The 17781-nt window shown below is 69.2% G+C and carries 19 protein-coding genes; 13 read left to right on the forward strand and 6 right to left on the reverse strand.

Annotation, left to right across the window (positions count from 1 at the left end; all coding sequences use genetic code 11):
• Positions 1-57 precede the first annotated feature (57 nt).
• Complete coding sequence (locus AB0C26_RS43315) at positions 58-564, forward strand: CPBP family intramembrane glutamic endopeptidase (RefSeq protein WP_360260285.1); 507 nt, start codon at positions 58-60, stop codon at positions 562-564.
• Here AB0C26_RS43315 and AB0C26_RS43320 read toward each other — a convergent pair whose 3' ends face one another.
• Genes AB0C26_RS43320 through AB0C26_RS43330 form a run of 3 tightly spaced genes read right to left on the reverse strand, consistent with a single transcriptional unit; the run spans position 565 to position 3047 of the window.
• The gene (locus tag AB0C26_RS43320; RefSeq protein ID WP_360260288.1) at positions 565-1350 is read right to left on the reverse strand and encodes an SAM-dependent methyltransferase; all 786 of its coding nucleotides are present in this window, start codon (positions 1348-1350) and stop codon (positions 565-567) included.
• Positions 1347-2240 (reverse strand): helix-turn-helix transcriptional regulator, encoded by an 894-nt coding sequence (locus tag AB0C26_RS43325; RefSeq protein WP_360260291.1) that lies wholly within the window; start codon positions 2238-2240, stop codon positions 1347-1349. Before AB0C26_RS43325 ends, AB0C26_RS43320 begins: the two co-directional genes overlap by 4 nt.
• A 33-nt stretch (positions 2241-2273) precedes the next feature.
• Entirely contained in the window at positions 2274-3047 is a 774-nt protein-coding gene (locus AB0C26_RS43330; protein WP_360260294.1) for an SAM-dependent methyltransferase, read from the reverse strand.
• Between the two features lie 207 nt (positions 3048-3254).
• Between AB0C26_RS43330 and AB0C26_RS43335 the strand changes: the two genes are divergently transcribed.
• Positions 3255-3830 carry a hypothetical protein gene (locus AB0C26_RS43335; RefSeq protein WP_360260297.1) on the forward strand — a complete coding sequence of 192 codons (576 nt, stop codon included), beginning with the start codon at positions 3255-3257 and terminating at the stop codon, positions 3828-3830.
• A 4-nt stretch (positions 3831-3834) separates the two neighbouring features.
• Here the strand turns inward: AB0C26_RS43335 and AB0C26_RS43340 are convergent, their stop codons facing one another.
• The gene (locus AB0C26_RS43340; protein WP_360260300.1) at positions 3835-4587 is read right to left on the reverse strand and encodes an NAD(P)H-binding protein; all 753 of its coding nucleotides are present in this window, start codon (positions 4585-4587) and stop codon (positions 3835-3837) included.
• A gap of 92 nt (positions 4588-4679) precedes the next feature.
• Between AB0C26_RS43340 and AB0C26_RS43345 the strand changes: the two genes are divergently transcribed.
• On the forward strand, positions 4680-5114 hold the full coding sequence (locus AB0C26_RS43345) for a hypothetical protein (protein ID WP_360260303.1): 435 nt from the start codon (positions 4680-4682) through the stop codon (positions 5112-5114).
• On the opposite strand, the gene AB0C26_RS43350 is transcribed toward AB0C26_RS43345, so the two are convergent.
• On the reverse strand, positions 5068-5748 hold the full coding sequence (locus AB0C26_RS43350; RefSeq protein ID WP_360260306.1) for a hypothetical protein: 681 nt from the start codon (positions 5746-5748) through the stop codon (positions 5068-5070). The genes AB0C26_RS43345 and AB0C26_RS43350 overlap by 47 nt on opposite strands.
• Before the next feature lie 57 nt (positions 5749-5805).
• On the opposite strand from AB0C26_RS43350, the gene AB0C26_RS43355 reads away from it, so the two are divergent.
• Entirely contained in the window at positions 5806-6561 is a 756-nt protein-coding gene (locus AB0C26_RS43355) for an MBL fold metallo-hydrolase (protein WP_360260309.1), read from the forward strand.
• Between the two features lie 1082 nt (positions 6562-7643).
• On the opposite strand, the gene AB0C26_RS43360 is transcribed toward AB0C26_RS43355, so the two are convergent.
• Entirely contained in the window at positions 7644-8063 is a 420-nt protein-coding gene (locus tag AB0C26_RS43360; RefSeq protein WP_360260312.1) for a hypothetical protein, read from the reverse strand.
• 185 nt (positions 8064-8248) lie between these two features.
• Between AB0C26_RS43360 and AB0C26_RS43365 the strand changes: the two genes are divergently transcribed.
• The 9 genes from AB0C26_RS43365 (at position 8249) to AB0C26_RS43405 (ending at position 17745) form a co-directional block, all read left to right on the forward strand.
• A complete protein-coding gene (locus tag AB0C26_RS43365; protein WP_360260315.1) occupies positions 8249-9352 on the forward strand; it encodes a ScyD/ScyE family protein in 1104 nt (367 codons plus the stop codon).
• 74 nt (positions 9353-9426) lie between these two features.
• Positions 9427-9753 (forward strand): DUF3817 domain-containing protein, encoded by a 327-nt coding sequence (locus AB0C26_RS43370; protein ID WP_360260318.1) that lies wholly within the window; start codon positions 9427-9429, stop codon positions 9751-9753.
• A gap of 311 nt (positions 9754-10064) precedes the next feature.
• The gene (locus AB0C26_RS43375; protein ID WP_360260321.1) at positions 10065-11021 is read left to right on the forward strand and encodes a winged helix-turn-helix domain-containing protein; all 957 of its coding nucleotides are present in this window, start codon (positions 10065-10067) and stop codon (positions 11019-11021) included.
• A gap of 41 nt (positions 11022-11062) precedes the next feature.
• Positions 11063-12643: a DASS family sodium-coupled anion symporter gene (locus tag AB0C26_RS43380; protein WP_360260324.1), complete on the forward strand. Its 1581-nt coding sequence runs from the start codon at positions 11063-11065 to the stop codon at positions 12641-12643.
• A 5-nt stretch (positions 12644-12648) separates the two neighbouring features.
• Positions 12649-13704: a tartrate dehydrogenase gene (locus AB0C26_RS43385; protein ID WP_360260327.1), complete on the forward strand. Its 1056-nt coding sequence runs from the start codon at positions 12649-12651 to the stop codon at positions 13702-13704.
• Positions 13705-13777: 73 nt separating this feature from the next.
• Complete coding sequence (locus AB0C26_RS43390) at positions 13778-14845, forward strand: FAD-dependent monooxygenase (RefSeq protein ID WP_360260330.1); 1068 nt, start codon at positions 13778-13780, stop codon at positions 14843-14845.
• Positions 14846-15113: 268 nt separating this feature from the next.
• On the forward strand, positions 15114-15473 hold the full coding sequence (locus AB0C26_RS43395; RefSeq protein ID WP_360260333.1) for a hypothetical protein: 360 nt from the start codon (positions 15114-15116) through the stop codon (positions 15471-15473).
• Positions 15474-15478: 5 nt separating this feature from the next.
• Positions 15479-17104: a caspase family protein gene (locus AB0C26_RS43400; RefSeq protein ID WP_360260336.1), complete on the forward strand. Its 1626-nt coding sequence runs from the start codon at positions 15479-15481 to the stop codon at positions 17102-17104.
• Between the two features lie 131 nt (positions 17105-17235).
• Positions 17236-17745, forward strand: a complete 510-nt coding sequence (locus AB0C26_RS43405; protein ID WP_360260339.1) for a class I SAM-dependent methyltransferase — start codon at positions 17236-17238, stop codon at positions 17743-17745.
• Positions 17746-17781 lie beyond the last annotated feature (36 nt).

Consider the following 17781-nt stretch of genomic DNA (forward strand, 5'->3'; position numbering starts at 1 on the left):
GCTCACGGTGCTCCGCGACAATGGGAAAGTCAAGGGAGGGAGCGGACGACGACGGTCATGGCGATCCTTCTGTTCCTGGCCGTCGTCCGCGTCTGGAACTACAAGGGCCCGGCCCGGCTCCAGCCCATCGTCAACCCCGTCGCCGCGCTCCTGCTGTGCACGCTGTTCGGCCTCGACGTCACGATCTCCAAGACCGCTTTCCGGTACGCCGTGACCGGCGCCGCCGTCATAGCCGCCGCCTATGTCATCGCCTCGCGATTCAGCGCAGCCGAACGGAGCGACGCCCATCCGTGGCGCAAGGCCCTGGTCGAGATCCCGCTGGCCGTGGTCCTGTTCGAGGAAGTGGCTTTCCGGGGCGTGCTGCCGGAGCTGATCGGCCCGTACTGGGCGGCCGCCCTGTTCGGGCTGTGGCACGTCCGGCCGGCCTCGGCGGTCGTTTTCACCGCCGTGGCCGGCCTCGTTCTGACCTGGGGCGCCGAGGCCGGCGGTTCGCTGCTGGTGCCCATCGTCTGGCACTGGGCCGCGAACGGCCTCGGCGTGCTCGTCTTCCAGCGGAAGCGCTGATCAGGGCTTGCGCGCGACCGCCCCGTACGCCTCAATCGTCTCGATCTCGCCGTCGGCGCGCCAGGCGCTGATCTGGACCACGCCGGGCTCGATGATCTCGAAGCCGTCGAAGACGCTCTCGATCTGCTCGGGGCTGCGCAGGATGTACGGCACGCCGCCGCTCTCGGCCAGCTTGCGGGCGCCCTCGCGGACCGCCTCGGTGGTGTCCGTGCCGTCCCAGAAGACCAGGTAGCTGCCGGAAGGCACTGCGTCCATGACCGTGTTGACGATCTCGCGGATCCGGTTGAGGCTGGGCTCGTAGCCCATCACGCCCATGAACATGACAGCGACCGGCTGGGTGAGATCGAGCGGGCCGTCGGCGTCGGCCAGGATCTTCTCGGGGTCGTGGTAATCGGCGTGGACGTACTGGGTGACGCCCTCGTCGGTGACGCTGACCAGCAGCGCGCGGGCGTGCGCGAGGACCAGCGGGTCGTTGTCGACGTAGACGATCCGGGCCGCCGGGTTGATGCTCTGCGCCACCTCGTGCGTGTTCTGCATGGTGGGCAGGCCGGTGCCGATGTCGAGGAACTGCTTGATGCCGGCCTCGGCGGCCAGGTGGCTGACGACCCGGATCAGGAACTGCCGGGACAGCCGGGCCATCACGGCGATCTCGGGGTAGACCTGTGCCACCGCGTCACCGGCGGCCCGGTCGGCGGCGAAGTTGTCCTTCCCGCCCATCCAGTAGTTCCACATCCGGGCCGCGTGCGGCACGTCCGGCTGCAGTTCGGCGGGGGCTTCGTCGGTCATATCGCGCTCTCCTTGTTGTCGAATGCCACATCGTCAGCGATCTTGCGAAGAATCAGCGGTGTGTCGTCCGGCGGCGCGGCATCGATGATGAGGCGGCTGAACGCGGTCGCGTAGTTGTCGAGGTCGTCCCGCTTGTCCAAGTAGACGGCGCTGGTCAGGTGTTCGATGTAGACGACGTCGTCGAGTTCCTCGTGCGGGAAGCGCAGAATGCTGAACGCGCCGCCGGCCGCCGCGTGCCCACCCGAGTCGAACGGGATGATCTGCAGGCGGATGTTCGGGTTCTCGGTGGCCTCGAGCAGCGCGAGGATCTGCTCGTGCAGGACCTCGCGGCCGCCGATGAGCCGGCGCAGCACCGCCTCGTCGAGGACGGCCCACAGCTTCGGGGCGTCCGGCCGGGTCAGGATCTGCTTGCGGGCCATCCGCAGTTTCGCCCGCCGCTCGATCTCCACCGTGCCGGGAGCCTGGTGGCCGAGGCGGATGACAGCGCTCGCGTACGCCTCGGTCTGCAGCAGTCCGGGCACGAACTGGATCTCGTACGTGCGGATCAGCTCGGCCGACTGTTCCAGGTCGAGATAGTTGGTGAACCAGCTGTCGAGCACGTCGCCGTAGCTGCGCCACCAGCCCGGGGTGTTGGCCTCCCGGGTCAGTTCGAGCAGCCGGTCGTGCTCCTCCTGATCGTCCACGCCGTACAGATGAAGCAGGTCGGTGACGTCGCGCGGCTTGAAACTGACCCGGCCCAGCTCCATCCGGCTGATCTTGGATTCGGACGCGCGGATGCGGTAGCCGGCGTCCTCCCGGCTGACGCCCTTGGCCAGCCGCAGCTCGCGCAGGCGCGCACCCAGTTGGAGGCGGCGCACTGTGGAGCCGGCGCTGTCCTGTCTCCCGGTCACGGTGACCTGCTTATCAGGCTCTGAGCTCGCACGCTACGGCTTGCGGCCGACGGCGCAGAACTGGCTGATCGCCGGCCCGTCGGCCCGCCACCGGGTCACCGGCACCACGCCCGGCTCCACAAGAGCCATGCCATCGAAGAGCTTCGTTATCTGCTCCGGGCTGCGCAGGTGATACTTCGGATTGGCCGACACATTCCAGATGCGGGTGGCCTCCGAAGTGGCCGGGTCGGTGTCGGCGCCGTCGTACATGGCCAGGAAACTTCCGGCGGGCAGATCGCGCAGCAGGCGGTCGATGATGCTCTTGGCCTTGTCGTCGCTCTCGATGTGCCCGAGCACGCCCATCAGCGTCACCGCGACCGGCCGGGAGAGGTCGAGCGTGGCGGCGGCGGCCCGGAGGATCGCCTCCGGGTCCCGGAGATCTTCGTGTACGTACTCGGTGGCGCCCTCGTCGGTGCTGCTCAGCAGCCGGCGGGCGTGCGCGAGGACCAGGGGATCGTTGTCGACGTAGACGACGCGGGCGGCCGGGTTCGCCTTCTGCGCCACCTCGTGGGTGTTGTCGGCCGTCGGCAGTCCGGTACCGATGTCCAGGAACTGGGTGATTCCCTCCTCGAGCACCAGGTACCGGACCGCGCGGGCGAGGAAGGCCCGGGAGAGCTTGGCATGCTCCGCGAGCTGGGGCAGGGTGGCGATGATCTGATCACCGACGGCCCGGTCGGCGGCGAAGTTGTCGGTACCGCCGAGCAGGTAGTTCCAGATCCGTGCGGTCTCCGGCACGTTCGTGTCGAGCCGGTCGATGTCCTCAGCCACGCGACCATCCTTTGTGGAGATCCACGACGATGATCGACAGCATACTCATGCGGCCTACCGGCCAGTCTCCACCCGGTCGGCTATTTCCTTCACCCGCTCGGCGCATTGAGCTTGACGGTCGCCCCCCAATCGGCGCCGCGACAGACCGGGCGGACGGTGGCAAGCCCTTGCGACCCTGACGGTACCCGACGGGGAAAGGCGACCAATGTGAAGATTCTTCTTCAATCCCTCCCGGCCCTGATCGGCGTTCTTCTCGGAGCGCTCGCGACCTTCTTCACCAGCTCGGCCACCGAGCGGGCCCGCTGGCACCGCCAGCAGTCGATCCGGTGGGACGAGAAGCGGCTGACGGCATATACCGAATATGCCAACGCCGTCAAGCACGTCATCTCCACCTCGGTCCGGCTGGCCTCGGCCCGGGGTGTGTACCCCGACGATTCGTGGCTCGCGGGAAAGAGCACGCTTGAGGACCTGGTCGAGGCGGAGGAGCAGCGGACGCTCAAATGGGAGGCTGTACTGCTGTTAGGTGACGAGAACGTCATCGCGGCCGGGCGCGACTGGCACCAACTCTCCTTCCGGCTCATGCGACTCGCTTGTAGCCAGCCGAGTGAACTGAGCTGGGAGGAGGTGATCAAGAGGACCGGCGAAGCCCGGCATCGGTTCTACGTCGCCGCGAAGGGGGACCTGGGCGTACACGTCGGCGAATCCACCGACGTGTACGAATGGCAGATGGCCAAGTGGCTCGCTGAGAGGCCGGAAGGCGTGAGCGAGGGCGGGCAGGCGTGAACGGTCAGTGGAAGGCCGGGGCGTTCTCCGCCAGCCAGTCCGTGTAGGTCTGGGTGCCGCGCGGGCCGTCGCCGGTCGGGACCAGACCGCCGGCGCTCATGCCGCCGGGGAAGTGGACGGGCAGGATCGGGCGGCGGCGGGCGCCGCCGGCGGCCATCAGGCGCCGGGCCATGTCGACCAGGGTTTCGAGCCGGGGGCCGGCCAGCTCGGGGGCCATCGCCCGCGGGGGCTCCATGGCCAGGGCGGCCAGATGCTCGCCGACCTCCCGGACGGCGATCGGCTGGACCTGGCCCGTTGGGACCAGCGCGAGGGGGCCCGGCACCGAGGACAGCAGTTGGCCGGCGAACTCGTGGAACTGGGTGGCGCGCAGGATGGTCCACGGCAGGCCCGAGGCGCGGACGATCTCCTCCTGGCGCAGCTTGCCGGTGTAGTAGCCGTTCTTCACCCGGTCCACGCCGACGATCGACAGGGACAGGAAGTGCCGTACGCCGGCGCGGGCGGCGGCCGCGGTCAGGTTCGTGCCGGCCTTGTCGAAGAAGGCGACGGCGACCGCCTTGCGCTGGGTGAGCACGTTGCTGACGTCGATCACGGCGTCGGCGCCGGTCAGGGCCGCGTCCAAACCGTCGCCGGTGAGCAGGTCGACGCCGGCGGCGCGGGACAGGATCACGGGGGAGTGGCCGCGGGCGCGGAGCGCCTCGACGACCTGCCGTCCGGCCAGGCCGGTGCCACCGGCGACGGCGATGCGCAGTGTCTTCATGCCAGAGGGACGAGGCAGCCTCCGGCAACGTGACAGTGACGACCGGCACACCGGGGCTGTCACGAAACGCGGGGGTGGCTCGTCCTCTCGGCATGACACCTGTGAACACGTGGCTGCGCGGTGGCCTGCTGACGCTGGCCGGGCTCCAGACGATCGCCTCGGTCTGGCAGTACTTCTTCCCGCGCGCCTTCTACGACCACTTTCCGACCGTGCGGCTGGATCCGCCGTACAACGAACATCTGGTGTCGGATGTGGGCGGGCTCGGGCTGGCGCTGACCGCGATGCTGTACTTCGCGGCCGTCGTCCTCGAGAACAAGGTGGTCATGTCGGCGCTGATCGGCTACCTGATCTACGCGGCGACGCACTTCCTGTTCCACGTGACGCACTTCGGCAACTTCTCGGTGGGGGAGGCGCTGGGCGTGGGCACCGGCCTGGGCGTCGAGGTCGTGCTGGCGGTGCTTTTGCTGTACGTAGCCTGGTCTACTCGTGGGGCAGCAGATACCGCCACGTCGCGGCCACGTAGTTAGAGGGGCCGACCCGGTACATCGGCCAGACCGGCTCGGTGGCTCGCGGCAGCCGGCGCTGGACCTCGAGCGCGGCCGCCCCACGGAGGCGCTGCTCGGCGTACCAGCCGGCCGGCGGCGCGCCAAGAGGCCACGCTTCCGATGAATCGGGCACGTAGTCGATCTTCACCGTCGCCAGGAGCACCGCGGGCGGGCGGAAGATCTCGCCGTCGAGCGCCCGGCGGCGCAGGCGCCGCACTCGGTCGTACAGGTCGTGCAACGCCGGCGGGAAGGAGATCACCGGCCCCGCGTCGAGCCGGGCGCTGAGATCTCGGTCGGCATCCACCCATACCCGTACATCATGATAGGGCCGATCGGGACGGCTCGTATCGACCGGCTTGCCCAGCGCGTCAAGGGCGTGGACCCGCAGCGCCCGCACCTCGGCGGCGGGCAGGCGCAGGCTGGCGGCGGCGTCGGCGTACGCGGTGCCGTCGTCGTAGACCACCAGCGGCGGCGGCTCGAAGACGCCGACGCCCGGAGCGAAGAAGCCGCCGGGCCGGGACCACGCGAACAGGGGCCGGCTGGGCACGCCGCCGGCGCCGATCGCCAACACGGAGAAAGCGCCGGCGGCGGCGGTCAGGAACGTTCGGCGGTCCATGCGACCAGACTAAACGGGCAAATCGGCCGCCGGGCCGGGTGGGGCAGAATGATCGGCGTGCGAGAAGTGGTGGATGGGGTCTTCGAGCTGAGCCTCGGTTTCGTGAACGTGCACCTGGTCGTCACCGACGACGGCGTCGTGCTGGTCGACACGGGGTTGCCGCGCAACGCCAAGCGCATCGACCGCGCCCTGCGCGACATGAGGAAGACCATCGGCGACGTACGGGTCGTCCTGCTCACCCACCATCACGTCGACCACATCGGCAACGTGGCCGACATCCGCCGCCGCTCGGGCGCCCGGGTCGTCGCGCACGCCGCGGACGCCCCGGTGATCACCGGCGCGATCACCGGCGAGCCGCCCAAAGGCCTGGCCCGGTTCGCCGTACGCCTGATCGGCACCCCCGAGCCGACCAAGCTCGACCAGCTGATCACAGGCGACGAGAGCAGCCCCGTGCCCGGCTTCACCGCCCTGCACACTCCCGGGCACACCCGAGGCCACGTCTCCTACCTGCTCGAACGCGACGGCGGCATCCTCTTCGCAGGCGACACGGCCGGCCACGGCCGCGACGGCAGGGTGACCTTGGGCCCGACCCAGGTCTCAGCCGACCCCACCGAGCAGAGCCGCAGCATCGCCAAGCTGGCCACCCACGACTTCGAGCACGCCGTCTTCGGCCACGGCCAGGCCCTCACCGGCCGCGCCGTCGACCGCTTCCGCGAGTACGCCGGCCAGCACGCCCCGGGCGACCCCGCCCTCGGAGATCCCGCCCCCGGAGACCCCGCCCCCGGCGACGGTGTCTCTGACCCCGGCGCTTAGCCCAAACCGCACCCAACGGCCCGCCACACATCGATCCACCACCGCGCCACCGGGCACACCGCGCCACCGGGCACACCGCGCCACCGGGCACACCGCGCCACCGGGCACGCCGCGCCACCGGGCACGCCGCGCCACCGGGCACACCGCGCCACCGGGCCGTGGCGGCATATCACCGATGTAGCGCAATTCGGACGTCGCGTCATCACGGCTGGCAGCGTTCGAGCGCCGACATTTCGGACAACGGCATGCCGACCCATCGTGTTGGATGGCGACAACGTTTCGAGCGCCCGCGTTCGAGTGCGGCCACATTCCGGGCAGCAGCGTTCAAGGGCGGTGGCATCTTGGACCGAGACTTCTCCAGCTGGAACTTTCTCCAGCTGAGACTTCTCCAACCGAGACTTCTTCGACCGAGCCCTCTTTTCCGGCTGAGACTTTTCGTCCGAGCGAGGCTTTTTGTCCGAGCGAAGCCTTTTGTCGGAGCGAGGCTTTTTGTCCGAGCAAGAGTTCTCGCTGCGACATTTCGGGCAGTTCAGAGGGTGGCGACATTTCGGGCGGAGTTCTGCGGCAGTCAGGGACGGCGGCATCTCGAACCGGACATTCGGGTAGCGACATTTCGAGCGGCCGTGTTGAAGACGGCGACATTCGGGCGGCCGTGTCTCGGACAGCGACATGCTGGGCGGTCGCCTTTGAGAGTGCGACATTTCGGGCAGCTGTGCCTCGGGCGGCGACAATCGCGGTCGCGCTTGAGGATACCGACATTTCGGGCGGCCGAACTCGACTGCGGGCGCGTTCCAAGGCGGCGGCCTCGGGACGGCGGCTTCCAGAGGGCTGGCGCTTCGGGGCGGCGGCGTTCCAAGGCGGCGGCCTCGGGACGGCGGCTTCCAAAGGGCTGGCGCTTCGGGGCGGCGGCGTTCCAAGGCGGCGGCCTCGGGACGGCCGCTTCCAGGGGGCTGGCGCTTCGTGGCGGCGGCGTTCCAAGGGGGTGGTGCTTTGGGGCGGCGGCTTCCAGAGGGCTGGCGCTTTTGGGCGGCGGCGTTCCAAGGGGCCGCGCTTCGGGGCGGCGGCGCTTCGGGCGCTTTGCCTCAGACGGCTATACGGAAGGGTGGGGCTGAGGTCGGCGCGGCCGCCAGGTGTATGACGTCGAGGCTCTCGTCCGCCGGTAGCGGAGCCGCGCCGGCGCCCGTGATCGGGTGGGGGCGGCGTGGGATGTGTGGGCCCGAACTGCCGCCCCGGCCCTGGTAGACGTAGAGGCCGTGCGCCGGGTCGGGCACCGCGTCCAGGGCAGCCGTGACCAGGGGCAGGGCGCGGAACGCGGCCCAGCGCTCGTCGGTGGCGAAGGCGATCTCGAACAGAACGCCCCACGTGTGGGTGTGCCACTCCCACTGGTAGGCACCGTGAGTGATGGCGGCCTCCGTCAGCGCTGTGCCCAGCCCGTCACGCCAGGCGCGCGCGGAGCCGCCGGGTCCGTCCAGGACCTCGATCGACCACCAGCGCAGTTCCATCACCCGACTGTAGACCCGCAGCACAAGATCTGACAGTAAAAGGAACGATCAAGAAAAGCACCCGAATTGGGGAGGCTGATTTCTCCTTTCACTCGGCCGATCGGATGGTTGCGCCGTTACCGGGCGCGTTGAAAGGTGTTTATCGGAAATCATCGAATAGCGAGCGTAACTGTCGGGGGGACAGGATGAAATTCACGCACGCACTGACCGCGTCGACGGCCGCCGCGACCGGCCTGGTGACCGTGTTGGCCGGTGTTCCGGCCTATGCGGGGACCGGCGGACATCACGGTCCGCCGCCGGTCCGGACGATCACGAAAGGCCTTGACGGGCCGTTCGGCCTCGATGTGACGTCGCCGCGCCACGCGCTGGTTGCCGAGGGGGATTCCGGCGAGATCACCGCGGTGGATCTGAAGAACGGCCGCCAGCGTACGTTGATCTCGAAGTTGCCGTCGCCGTCCGGCGTGACCACCGACGGCCACCGGATCTACGTCGCGCTCGGCGGGCCGGCCCCGGACGGGCCGCCGCCTCCGCCGTCGAAATACAAGCCGGCCACCGTGCTGGTCGCCGACCGGAACGGCAAGAATGTCCGGGTCCTGGCCGATCTGCTGAAATACGAGTTGAAGTACAACCCGGACAGGCAGAAACAATTCAACTCCAAGGGCGAGCCGTACGACGCTCTTTCCAACCCGTTCGGCATCACCTCCACGAAGTGGGGTCTGCTGGTCGCGGACGGCGGGGCGAATGATGTTCTGCGCATCAACCCGCGTACGGGAAAGGTCTCCACTTTCTTCGTGCCGCCGAATCCGAGGACCAAGGAATGCCTCAAGCCCGAGGCGCAGGCCAACCCGGGCACCAAGGGCTGCGACTCGGTCCCGACCGGCGTGGTGGCCAGCGGAAAGTACGTCTACGTGTCCACTCTCGGCGCCGAGCAGCCGAAGGCCTCGTCCATCTGGAAGCTCGACGGCCGCACCGGCCGCGTCCTGAAGGTGTGGCACGGCTTCACGGCGCTGACCGGGGTCGCTGTCGCGCCCAACGGCACGCTGTACGCGTCCGAGGTGCTGTACGGCATGCCGGCCGGCCCGACGCCGCCGCCCGGGTTCGACCCGGCCAAGGTCGGCCGCCTGACCCGCATCCAGCACGGCCGGGTCACGCACGCCCAGGTGACCATGCCGACCGGTATCGAGTACGTCAACGGCAGCCTGTACTCCACGGCGTGGAGCACGGCGAGCTTCCTGGGTCTCAAGAAGAAGGGCGAGGTCGTCCAGGTGAGCCCGAAGGCCTTCCGTTAGGGGCCGGCGCCGCCCCCGGCCGCCGGGGTGACGACACAGTCACCCCGGCGGCCGCGTCTGTACGATCGGGCACCGTGTTCACCCCGTACAAAATCTTCCGGATCGCCGCCGTCGCCGAGGCTTTCTCGTGGGCCGGCCTGCTCGTCGGCATGTACCTCAAGCGGGTCGCCGAGACCACCGACCTGGGCGTCTACATCTTCGGCCGCGTGCACGGCCTGCTCTTCGTCGTCTACCTCGCGGCCGCTCTCTGGACCGCCCGCACCGAGCGCTGGTCGCTGTTGCGCACTCTGTTCGGCCTGGCCGCCTCCATTCCGCCTTTCACGTCGCTGATCTTCGAGCGCTGGGTCGCCAACCGCCGTCCGGGCGCCCCCGAGACCGAAGAAATCGGCCAAGCCGCCTGAAAAGGACGTTGGCCTGAAATGGCTCCATAAAGGGCCGGGAGAGCGCGATCCTTTCAGCGACGCTTGAAACGTGTTGCCGCTCGGGTGCGCTCCCATGCAAGGTCATGACGCTGGGTCGGCCACGAGCCGGGCCGCGGGCGCGGGCAATAACGGATATGCCGGTATCGGGGGTGTGTATCCCGCCCACAACCGCGCCCCGCTCGTGCCGACACCGTTCTTCTTCCGTCCGTCCCCCGGCGACGTACGGCCCTTTGGCGTGCTTTTCGCCGCCGGATAGAATCGCCGCCTGAGATCCAAGGGGGCGGGCCGACGTGTTGCGGATTCACTTCACGCCGGAGGATGTCGGGCGGGTGCGGATCGCCGGCGAGCCCGACCCGCTGTGGGAGACCATCTTCAGTGTCTGGCGTCTGCGCCGGCCGGGCCCCGAGCTGATCTACGGGCGCTGGCGTGACCACGCGCTGCGGGCCAGCCGCCGTACCGACCTCGAACTGCTGCTTCCGCTGGTCCAAGGGGCCTACTACCCGGACTTCCTGACGCCGGCCGAGGGGGCGCGGGGTCTGCCGGCCGCGCTGGAGGCCGTGCGGTCCACCCCGGCCACCCGGCTGCGCGAGGAGATGCGCGAACTGGTCCGCACCGGCGGGCCGACCCCGTCCTGGCTGGGGCACCTGGCCGGCGGCGACCAGGAGACCCTGGAAAGGCTGGCCGGGGCCCTGCAGTCGCAGTACGACGCCGCCGTCGCCCCGTTCTGGGACCAGGCCCGGGCCCAGATCGAGGCCGAGCGGTCCCGCCGGGCCCGAGTGCTGCTCGACCAGGGCGCCGAGGGGCTGCTCGACAGCTTCCGCCCGCAGATGCGCTGGGAACCGCCGTACCTGCTCGCCGACGTCCCGTTCGAGCAGACGATCCACCTCGACGGCCGTGGCCTGCTGTTCCTGCCGTCGTACCTGTCATGGGGCACGCCCGACGTCCTGCGCGACACCACCCTGCCGCCCGTGCTGGTCTATCCGGTCGAGCACGACCTGACCCTGCCGGGCGGGGTGAAAAACCTGGCCGCGCTCATCGGCCGTACGAGAACAAGCCTGCTGGAATCTCTCTCCGACCCGCGCACCACCTCGGAGCTGGCCCGGCGGGTCGGAGTGAGCGCGGCCAGCGTCAGCCAGCACACGGCGGTGCTGCGCGAGGCTCGGCTGATCACCACGAGCCGGGCCGGCAAGGCGGTGGTCCACGCGCTCACTCCGCTCGGTAACGCCCTGTTGAGTGATCTCTCCTGACGCCTACCATCGAGTGATGTGAATCACTCGAAGGGGGCGACATGGCAGTCGACGTCGAGAAACGCCTGCTCGGTGGGGCCACGTACCGCAGTCTGGGTGAACAGCAACTGTCACCGGCCGAGGAGCGCTTCGAGCGCGGCCGCCGTACCGTCGGCCTCTTCCTCGCCCCGATCGTCACGATCGTCTTCCTGGCCCTGCCGCTGAGCATCCCGCCCAGTCAGCAGGTGCTGGCGGGGGTTCTGCTCGGTGTGATCATCCTGTGGGTGACCGAGGCCGTGCCCATCCCGGTCGGCGGTCTCATCGGCGTCGGCCTCATCGTGGTCTTCGGCGTGGCCGAGGCGGCCGACGTGCTCGCCCCGTTCGGCTCGTCCACGGTGTTCACCTTCATCGGCGCCTTCATCCTGGCCCAGGCCATGCTCAAGCACGGCGTGGCCCGCCGGTTCGCGTTCCGCATCCTGTCGCTGCCCGGCATCGGCCGCTCGACCGTGCGGGTCATCGTGGCCTTCGGCGTGATCACCTGCCTGCTGTCGGCCTTCGTCTCGAACACCGCCACCGTCGCCATGCTGCTGCCCACGGCACTCGGCATCCTGGCCGTCATCGCCAAGATGATGCAGGACCGGGGCCTGGCCGGCGAGGGCTTCGACCCGACCCGCCTGCGGGTGGGCGCGGCGCTGATGCTGATGCTGGCGTACGGGGCGAGCGTCGGCGGCCTGCTCACTCCCGTGGGTTCGCCACCGAACCTGATCGGCCGGGGCCTGATCGAGGAGGCCACCGGTGAGAAGATCTCGTTCGCCGAGTGGATGGCGCTCGCCGCGCCCATCTGCGTCTGCATGTTCGCCGTCCTCGCGGTGATCCTGCTGCTTCTCAACCGGCCCGAGGTGCGCCGGATCGAGGGGGTCGAGGACTACATCGCCGGCGAACGGGCCAAGCTCGGCAAGTTCAGCGCCGCCGAGCGCAACACCGTGATCGCCTTCGCGGTCACGGTCGCCCTCTGGATCTTCCCGGGCATCGTGGCGCTGGTCGCGGGGACCGATTCGAAGGTGTACGACGTGGTCAGCGGCCGCCTCAACGAGGGTGTGGTCGCCGTGCTCGGCGCGTCGCTGCTCTTCCTGCTGCCCACCTCCTGGCGCGAGCGCGAGTTCACCCTCAACTGGAGTGACGCCCAGCGCATCGACTGGGGCACGATCGTGCTGTTCGGCACCGGCATCATCTTCGGCTCGCTGCTGGCCGACACCGGCCTGGCCGAGCGGATCGGCGAGTCCAGCGCCGACGCCCTCGGCCTGAGCAGCACCTTCGCCATCACCGCGTTCGCCGTCGTGCTGGCCATCCTGGTCTCCGAGACGACCAGCAACACCGCCTCGGCCGCCGTGGTCGTGCCGATCGTCATCCCGATCGCCGTCGCGGCCGGCATCAACCCGCTGGTGCCGGCCCTGGCCGCCACCTTCGCGGCGTCGTTCGGCTTCATGCTGCCGGTCTCCACCCCGCAGAACGCCGTCGTCTACGGCTCCGGCGTCGTCCCGATCACCACGATGATCCGATCCGGCGCCTCCTTCGACGTCCTCGGCGCCATCCTCATCCTCCTGGTGCTGCCGCTCATGGTCGCGCTCGTCGGGCTCGGGTGACCGCGATGACGCAGCGGATAGCGGTCATCCCCGGCGACGGCATCGGCCTGGAGGTGACCTGGGCGGCCCGGCAGGTGCTGGCGGCGGTCACGGCCCGCCACAAGATCGAATTGGAGTACGACGAGTTCGACTGGTCCTGCCAGCGTTACGCGGCCGCCGGCGAGATGATGCCGGCCGACGCCATCGAGCGGCTACGGCCGTACGACGCGATCCTGCTCGGCGCGGTCGGCTGGCCCGGCGTACCCGACCATGTCTCGCTGTGGGGTCTGCTGATCCCGATCCGGCGGGCCTTCCGGCAGTACGTCAACCTGCGGCCGATCCGGGTTTTCGAGGGCGTGCGGTCGCCGCTGCGCGCCGCCGAGCCGGGCGCCGTCGACTTCGTGGTGATCCGGGAGAACGTCGAGGGGGAGTACAGCGAGATCGGCGGCCGGCTCAACCGCGGCTTCCCCGACGAGTTCGCCGTGCAGGAGGCCGTCTTCACCCGGCCCGGCGTGACCCGGATCGCCCGGTTTGCGTTCGAACTGGCCGGCACCCGCGGCTCGTACGTCACCTCGGCCACCAAATCCAACGGCATCGTGCACACGCTGCCGTTCTGGGACGAAATCGTGGCCGAGGTCGCGGCGGAGTTCCCGGAGGTACGGACGGACAGCGAGCACATCGACGCCCTCGCGGCCAAACTCGTGCTCGACCCGGCGCGGTTCGACGTCATCGTGGCGTCCAACCTGTTCGGCGACATCCTCAGCGACCTGGCCGCCGCGGTGGCCGGCAGCATCGGCATCGCCCCGTCGGCCAACCTCGACCCGACCCGCACCTACCCGTCCATGTTCGAGCCGGTACACGGCTCGGCCCCGGACATCGCCGGGCACGGCGTGGCCAACCCGATCGGCGCGGTCTGGTCGGCCGCGCTGATGCTGGAGCACCTCGGCCACGCGGCCGCCGCCGCCGATGTGATGGCCGCCATCGAGGAAAGCCTCAGGTTCCCCGGGACCCGCACCCGCGACCTGGCCGGCACCGGCGACACTGCGTCCGTCGTCTCATCCCTGGTTGCCCTTCTGGGCTGATCTCCGACAGAACGGTACCTTCTCCGCCGGAACGCACGGTGTTCTGGAACCTCAGGACGGGGGAGGAACGACGATGAGTGACGACACGGTGCTGGTGGTCGGCGGCGGCATCGCCGGCTTGGCCCTGGCGCGGGCTCTGCGGCAGCGGGACGTGCCGTTCGAGCTGCTGGAACGCGACCCGGCGGCCGGCGACGGCGGCCTGGCGATCAACCTGCCGGGCAACGCGGTGGCCGCCCTGCACGCGCTGGGCCTGCGCGCCGGCCTGGAGAAGATCGGCCGCCCGACGCGCCGCCGCGAGTACCGGTCGGCGGCCGGGCGGGTGCTGTTCGCGGTGGACGAGGACGAGTTCTGGGGCCCCGACGCCCGCCCCCGGTGCGTCCGCCGGTCCGACCTGCACGCGCTGCTCGGCGAGGACACCACCAGCACCGTCGCCAAGGCCGGCCCCATCGAGCTGGAGGCGTCGGGCGCCCGGGTGGGCGGCCGCCCGTACGGTTTCGTGGTCGGCGCCGACGGCGTCCACTCGAGCGTCCGCGAGCAGGTGTTCGGCCACGCCGGCATGCGCTCGGCCGTGCTGAGCCGCGCCAGCTGGCGATTCATGGCCCCGAACCCGGGCGTCGACTGCTTCACGGTCTGGTCGGGCGCCGAGGGCGCGTTCCTGATGATCCCGGTCGACGAGTCCGAGGTGTACGTCTTCGCCTCGGCCACCCGAGGCGGCCCGGTCGAGGCCGACCCGTCGTGGCTGCGGGAAACGTTCGGCCGCTACCCGGAGAAGGTGCGGGCGGTCCTCGACAGCCCCGGCCGTCTCTACCACTCACCGATCGAGGAGGTCCGGATCGCCACCTGGCACCGCGACCGCTGCGTCCTGATCGGCGACGCCGCCCACGCCACCGCCCCGGTCTGGGCCCAGGGCGGCGCCCTGGCCCTGGAGGACGCCATCACCCTGGCCGACCTGCTCGCCGCCGGCGCCTGGGACTCGGTGGGTGCCCGCTACGAGGAACGCCGCCGCGACCGGGTCACCCACATCCAGGCCGCCACGGACCGCTTCTCCAAGGTCGCCGCCCTGCCGATCCGCCTCCGCAACGCCCTGCTCCCGCTGATGGGCCCGATCTCCTACAAGGCGGCCTACGGCCCACTGCGCTAGCTAGTCCCGCTGGTGCGAATGACGTAGCGGCCGAACCAGTCGACCGAGCACCGCGCGATTCGCGCCGCAATCCGCTCGGTGGTCGTCCCGTCCACCAGTGGGCTCCTCAAGGAAGGCGCCGACGGCCGGGTGTTCGAGCGCGGCGGCACCTGATCCCGCGCTCACGCAACCGGCCGGACAGTCTTGCGAATCGACTGCTGGGGATCAGGTTTGGAGGATCTTTGTTTGCGTTTTCCGCCCGGTGGCGGACTGCTGTCATAGTGGGCGGATGGACTCTGCGAAAGTTTTCGTCCGGACGGATCGCAGATATTTGGATGATCTTTATGAGTGGCTGCGCGGAGAGCGGGAGTTGCAGGGCCGAATAGAGCTTCTGCCCCGGGCTCCTCGTGCCGGTGAGATGGGCGCGGTCGCCGACGTGCTGGTCGCGGCGCTGGGCAGTGGGGGTGCCGCTGCCGCGTTGACGCAGGCCATTCATACCTGGATCAGATATCGTCGCCCCACCGTCACCGTCACCGTTGAGACGGCGGCCGGCGAGAAGGTCACTCTGACCAGCGACGATCTCAACCGGGCTCCGGAGATTCTCGTGATGGCGCTGGAAGCCGCCACGAACGCCGCGCTCAAGGAGTAAGGCGCTTGACCCGCCTGCCCGATCCACTTACTTCCCGGGCTTTCCTCTTCGGGACCAGCAGCTACCGCGATCCCACGGGCAACTTGAAGGCCATTACCCAAGTCGAGGAGAATGTCGCCGAGCTCGCGGATATCTTGACCGACCCGCTTCTGGGGGGACTCAGCGAAGCGAATTGTGAAGTCCTGCTGAATGAGCCCGATCTCGGCGTCCTGGGCCGCCGGCTCGAGGACGCCGCGAAGGCGGCGCGGGACACGTTGGTAATCTACTACTCGGGCCATGGCTGGCCCAGTGGCGGCGGCTCGCTGTATCTCGCGCAGCCCAACAGTCACTGGGACTACATGCGGCGCACCGCGATGCCCTATGAGTGGATCGTCGAGGCTTGCGCCGAGTCGCCGGCGCGCAACAAGGTCATCATCCTGGACTGCTGTTTCTCGGGGAGGGCGCTCCGGCCGTTTCATCTGAGCGGGGGCGACGCTGAACTGGCCGCTCAGATCGACATCCGTGGTGCCTTCATCATGGCGTCGTCGGCGGCGTCGAGCGTGTCGGAGTTCGCCGTCGACGAGCGTCACACCGCGTTCACCGGCGAGCTGGTGACCCTCCTCCGGCATGGCATTCCCGGCGCTCCCCGCCTCATCGAACTGAACGGCCTTTTCCTCGAGCTGGCGCAACGTCTGATCGCTCGCTCCCTGCCTCAACCCCAGCAGGGCGGAAGCGGGACGGCGCACCGCCTCGCCTTGACCCAGAACGCGTCGTACGTCACGTCCGGTCCCAACGTCGGCGACTCCGATGGCAATGCCGTGCCCAGCCGCAGAATCATCGCCAACGGCAGCCTCAAGGGGCCCGGGAACGCGGGCGCGCTGGCACGGCCGCGGAAGCCGACGCCCGTGATCATCGACGAATTCCCGGATCACCATCAGTTCCACGAACCGGTCAGCTACACGAAATACTGTTTCGTCGACGGCGGTGGTGACCTTCGAAGCGCGGAGGAATCAGCCCGCATACACTGGGACAATTTCAGCCGCTACCTCGAGGCGGTGGCCCAGTATTGTGTCGGCTCGGCATGGACAGCCGACAGGCCGAACCTCGATCAGCTGGTGACGCAGTCCTATGAGTGGAGGCGGCTGATTCCGAGGGTAGATGCTCTTGGTCGTCGCATCGAAGCTCACTATCAGAAGCGTGCGCGTTTGTTTCCCGCGCAGTTCGTCCATGAGATCAATGGCTTGGTGGACGACGTCGATAATCTGCTGCGATCACACTATCGGGGCCTGCCGGTATTCTCCGGCCTTCGAGGTTCGGCCGGTCGAATGGCAACTCGGCGGAAGATTCTTTCCATCGCGGAGGAGAACAGGGCGTGGTATTACTACTACCTGCGGCAGTTGGCCGAATTCTGTGTCGAATTGGATCCCGAAGCGACGCACGACGACGTCGCGAAAACATTGCACGAGATCCTGCCGGCGTATGCGGTGTTCGAGAAGCGGATCCACGACTTCGAGAGCGAACAGGCGAGGACCGTCCCGGAGAACCGGTCGGCGGCGAGAGATCACCTCGCCCGGAACCACCGCTTTTTGTGCGGCATCGTCAAGGAGATCGACGTCTGCTTTCGGCTGGGCGTGCTGGAAGGCGCCTTCTGAAACGACCGGACGGGCCGGCCAGGGTGAGCGTGAGGTAGCTCGCGGGGCCCGGCGTGGCGGAAGGGGAGGTGGTGTCGGCATGATCGTGTGGTGACATCAATCAACGTGAGAGCGTTGGGCGCGGGGGTGCCATGGGCTTCAACGCACTGCTGAGCCGGGCCGAGACCTTCGCGGTCGGTGGCGCCGACCGGGTGCTGGAGATCGGGTGTGGCAGCGGGGCCACGGCCGCGCTGGTCGCCGAGCGGCTCACGACCGGGCACATCCTGGCCATCGACCGGGCGGCCGGGGCGGTGCGCGTGGCCCGCGAGCGGAATGCCGCTCATATCCGGGCCGGGCGGGCCGAGGTGCGGCAGCTCGACATCACGACGGCTGAGCTGCCGGACGGGTCGTTCGACGTGATCTTCGCGGTCAATGTGAGCCTGTTCTGGCTGGGCACGCCGCCTCGGCTGGTGGAGCGGGTCGGGCGGCTTCTCGCGCCCGGCGGGACCTTCCACGTCGTCGCGGAGCGCCCGACCCGGGAGGCGATCGAGGGGATCGCCACCCGGGTGGCGAGCGCCCTGCGCGCGGCGCGCTTCCTTTCGGTCACCTCCACGCTGACCGGCACCCGGGTGGAAGTGGCCGGCAAGCGGCCGGAACGCTGAACAGCGGGACCCGTGTCGTCACGGGTCCCGCTGTCG

The organism is Actinoplanes sp. NPDC048796 (genome assembly GCF_040650035.1).
In the GTDB taxonomy this organism is placed as follows: Bacteria; Actinomycetota; Actinomycetes; order Mycobacteriales; family Micromonosporaceae; genus Actinoplanes.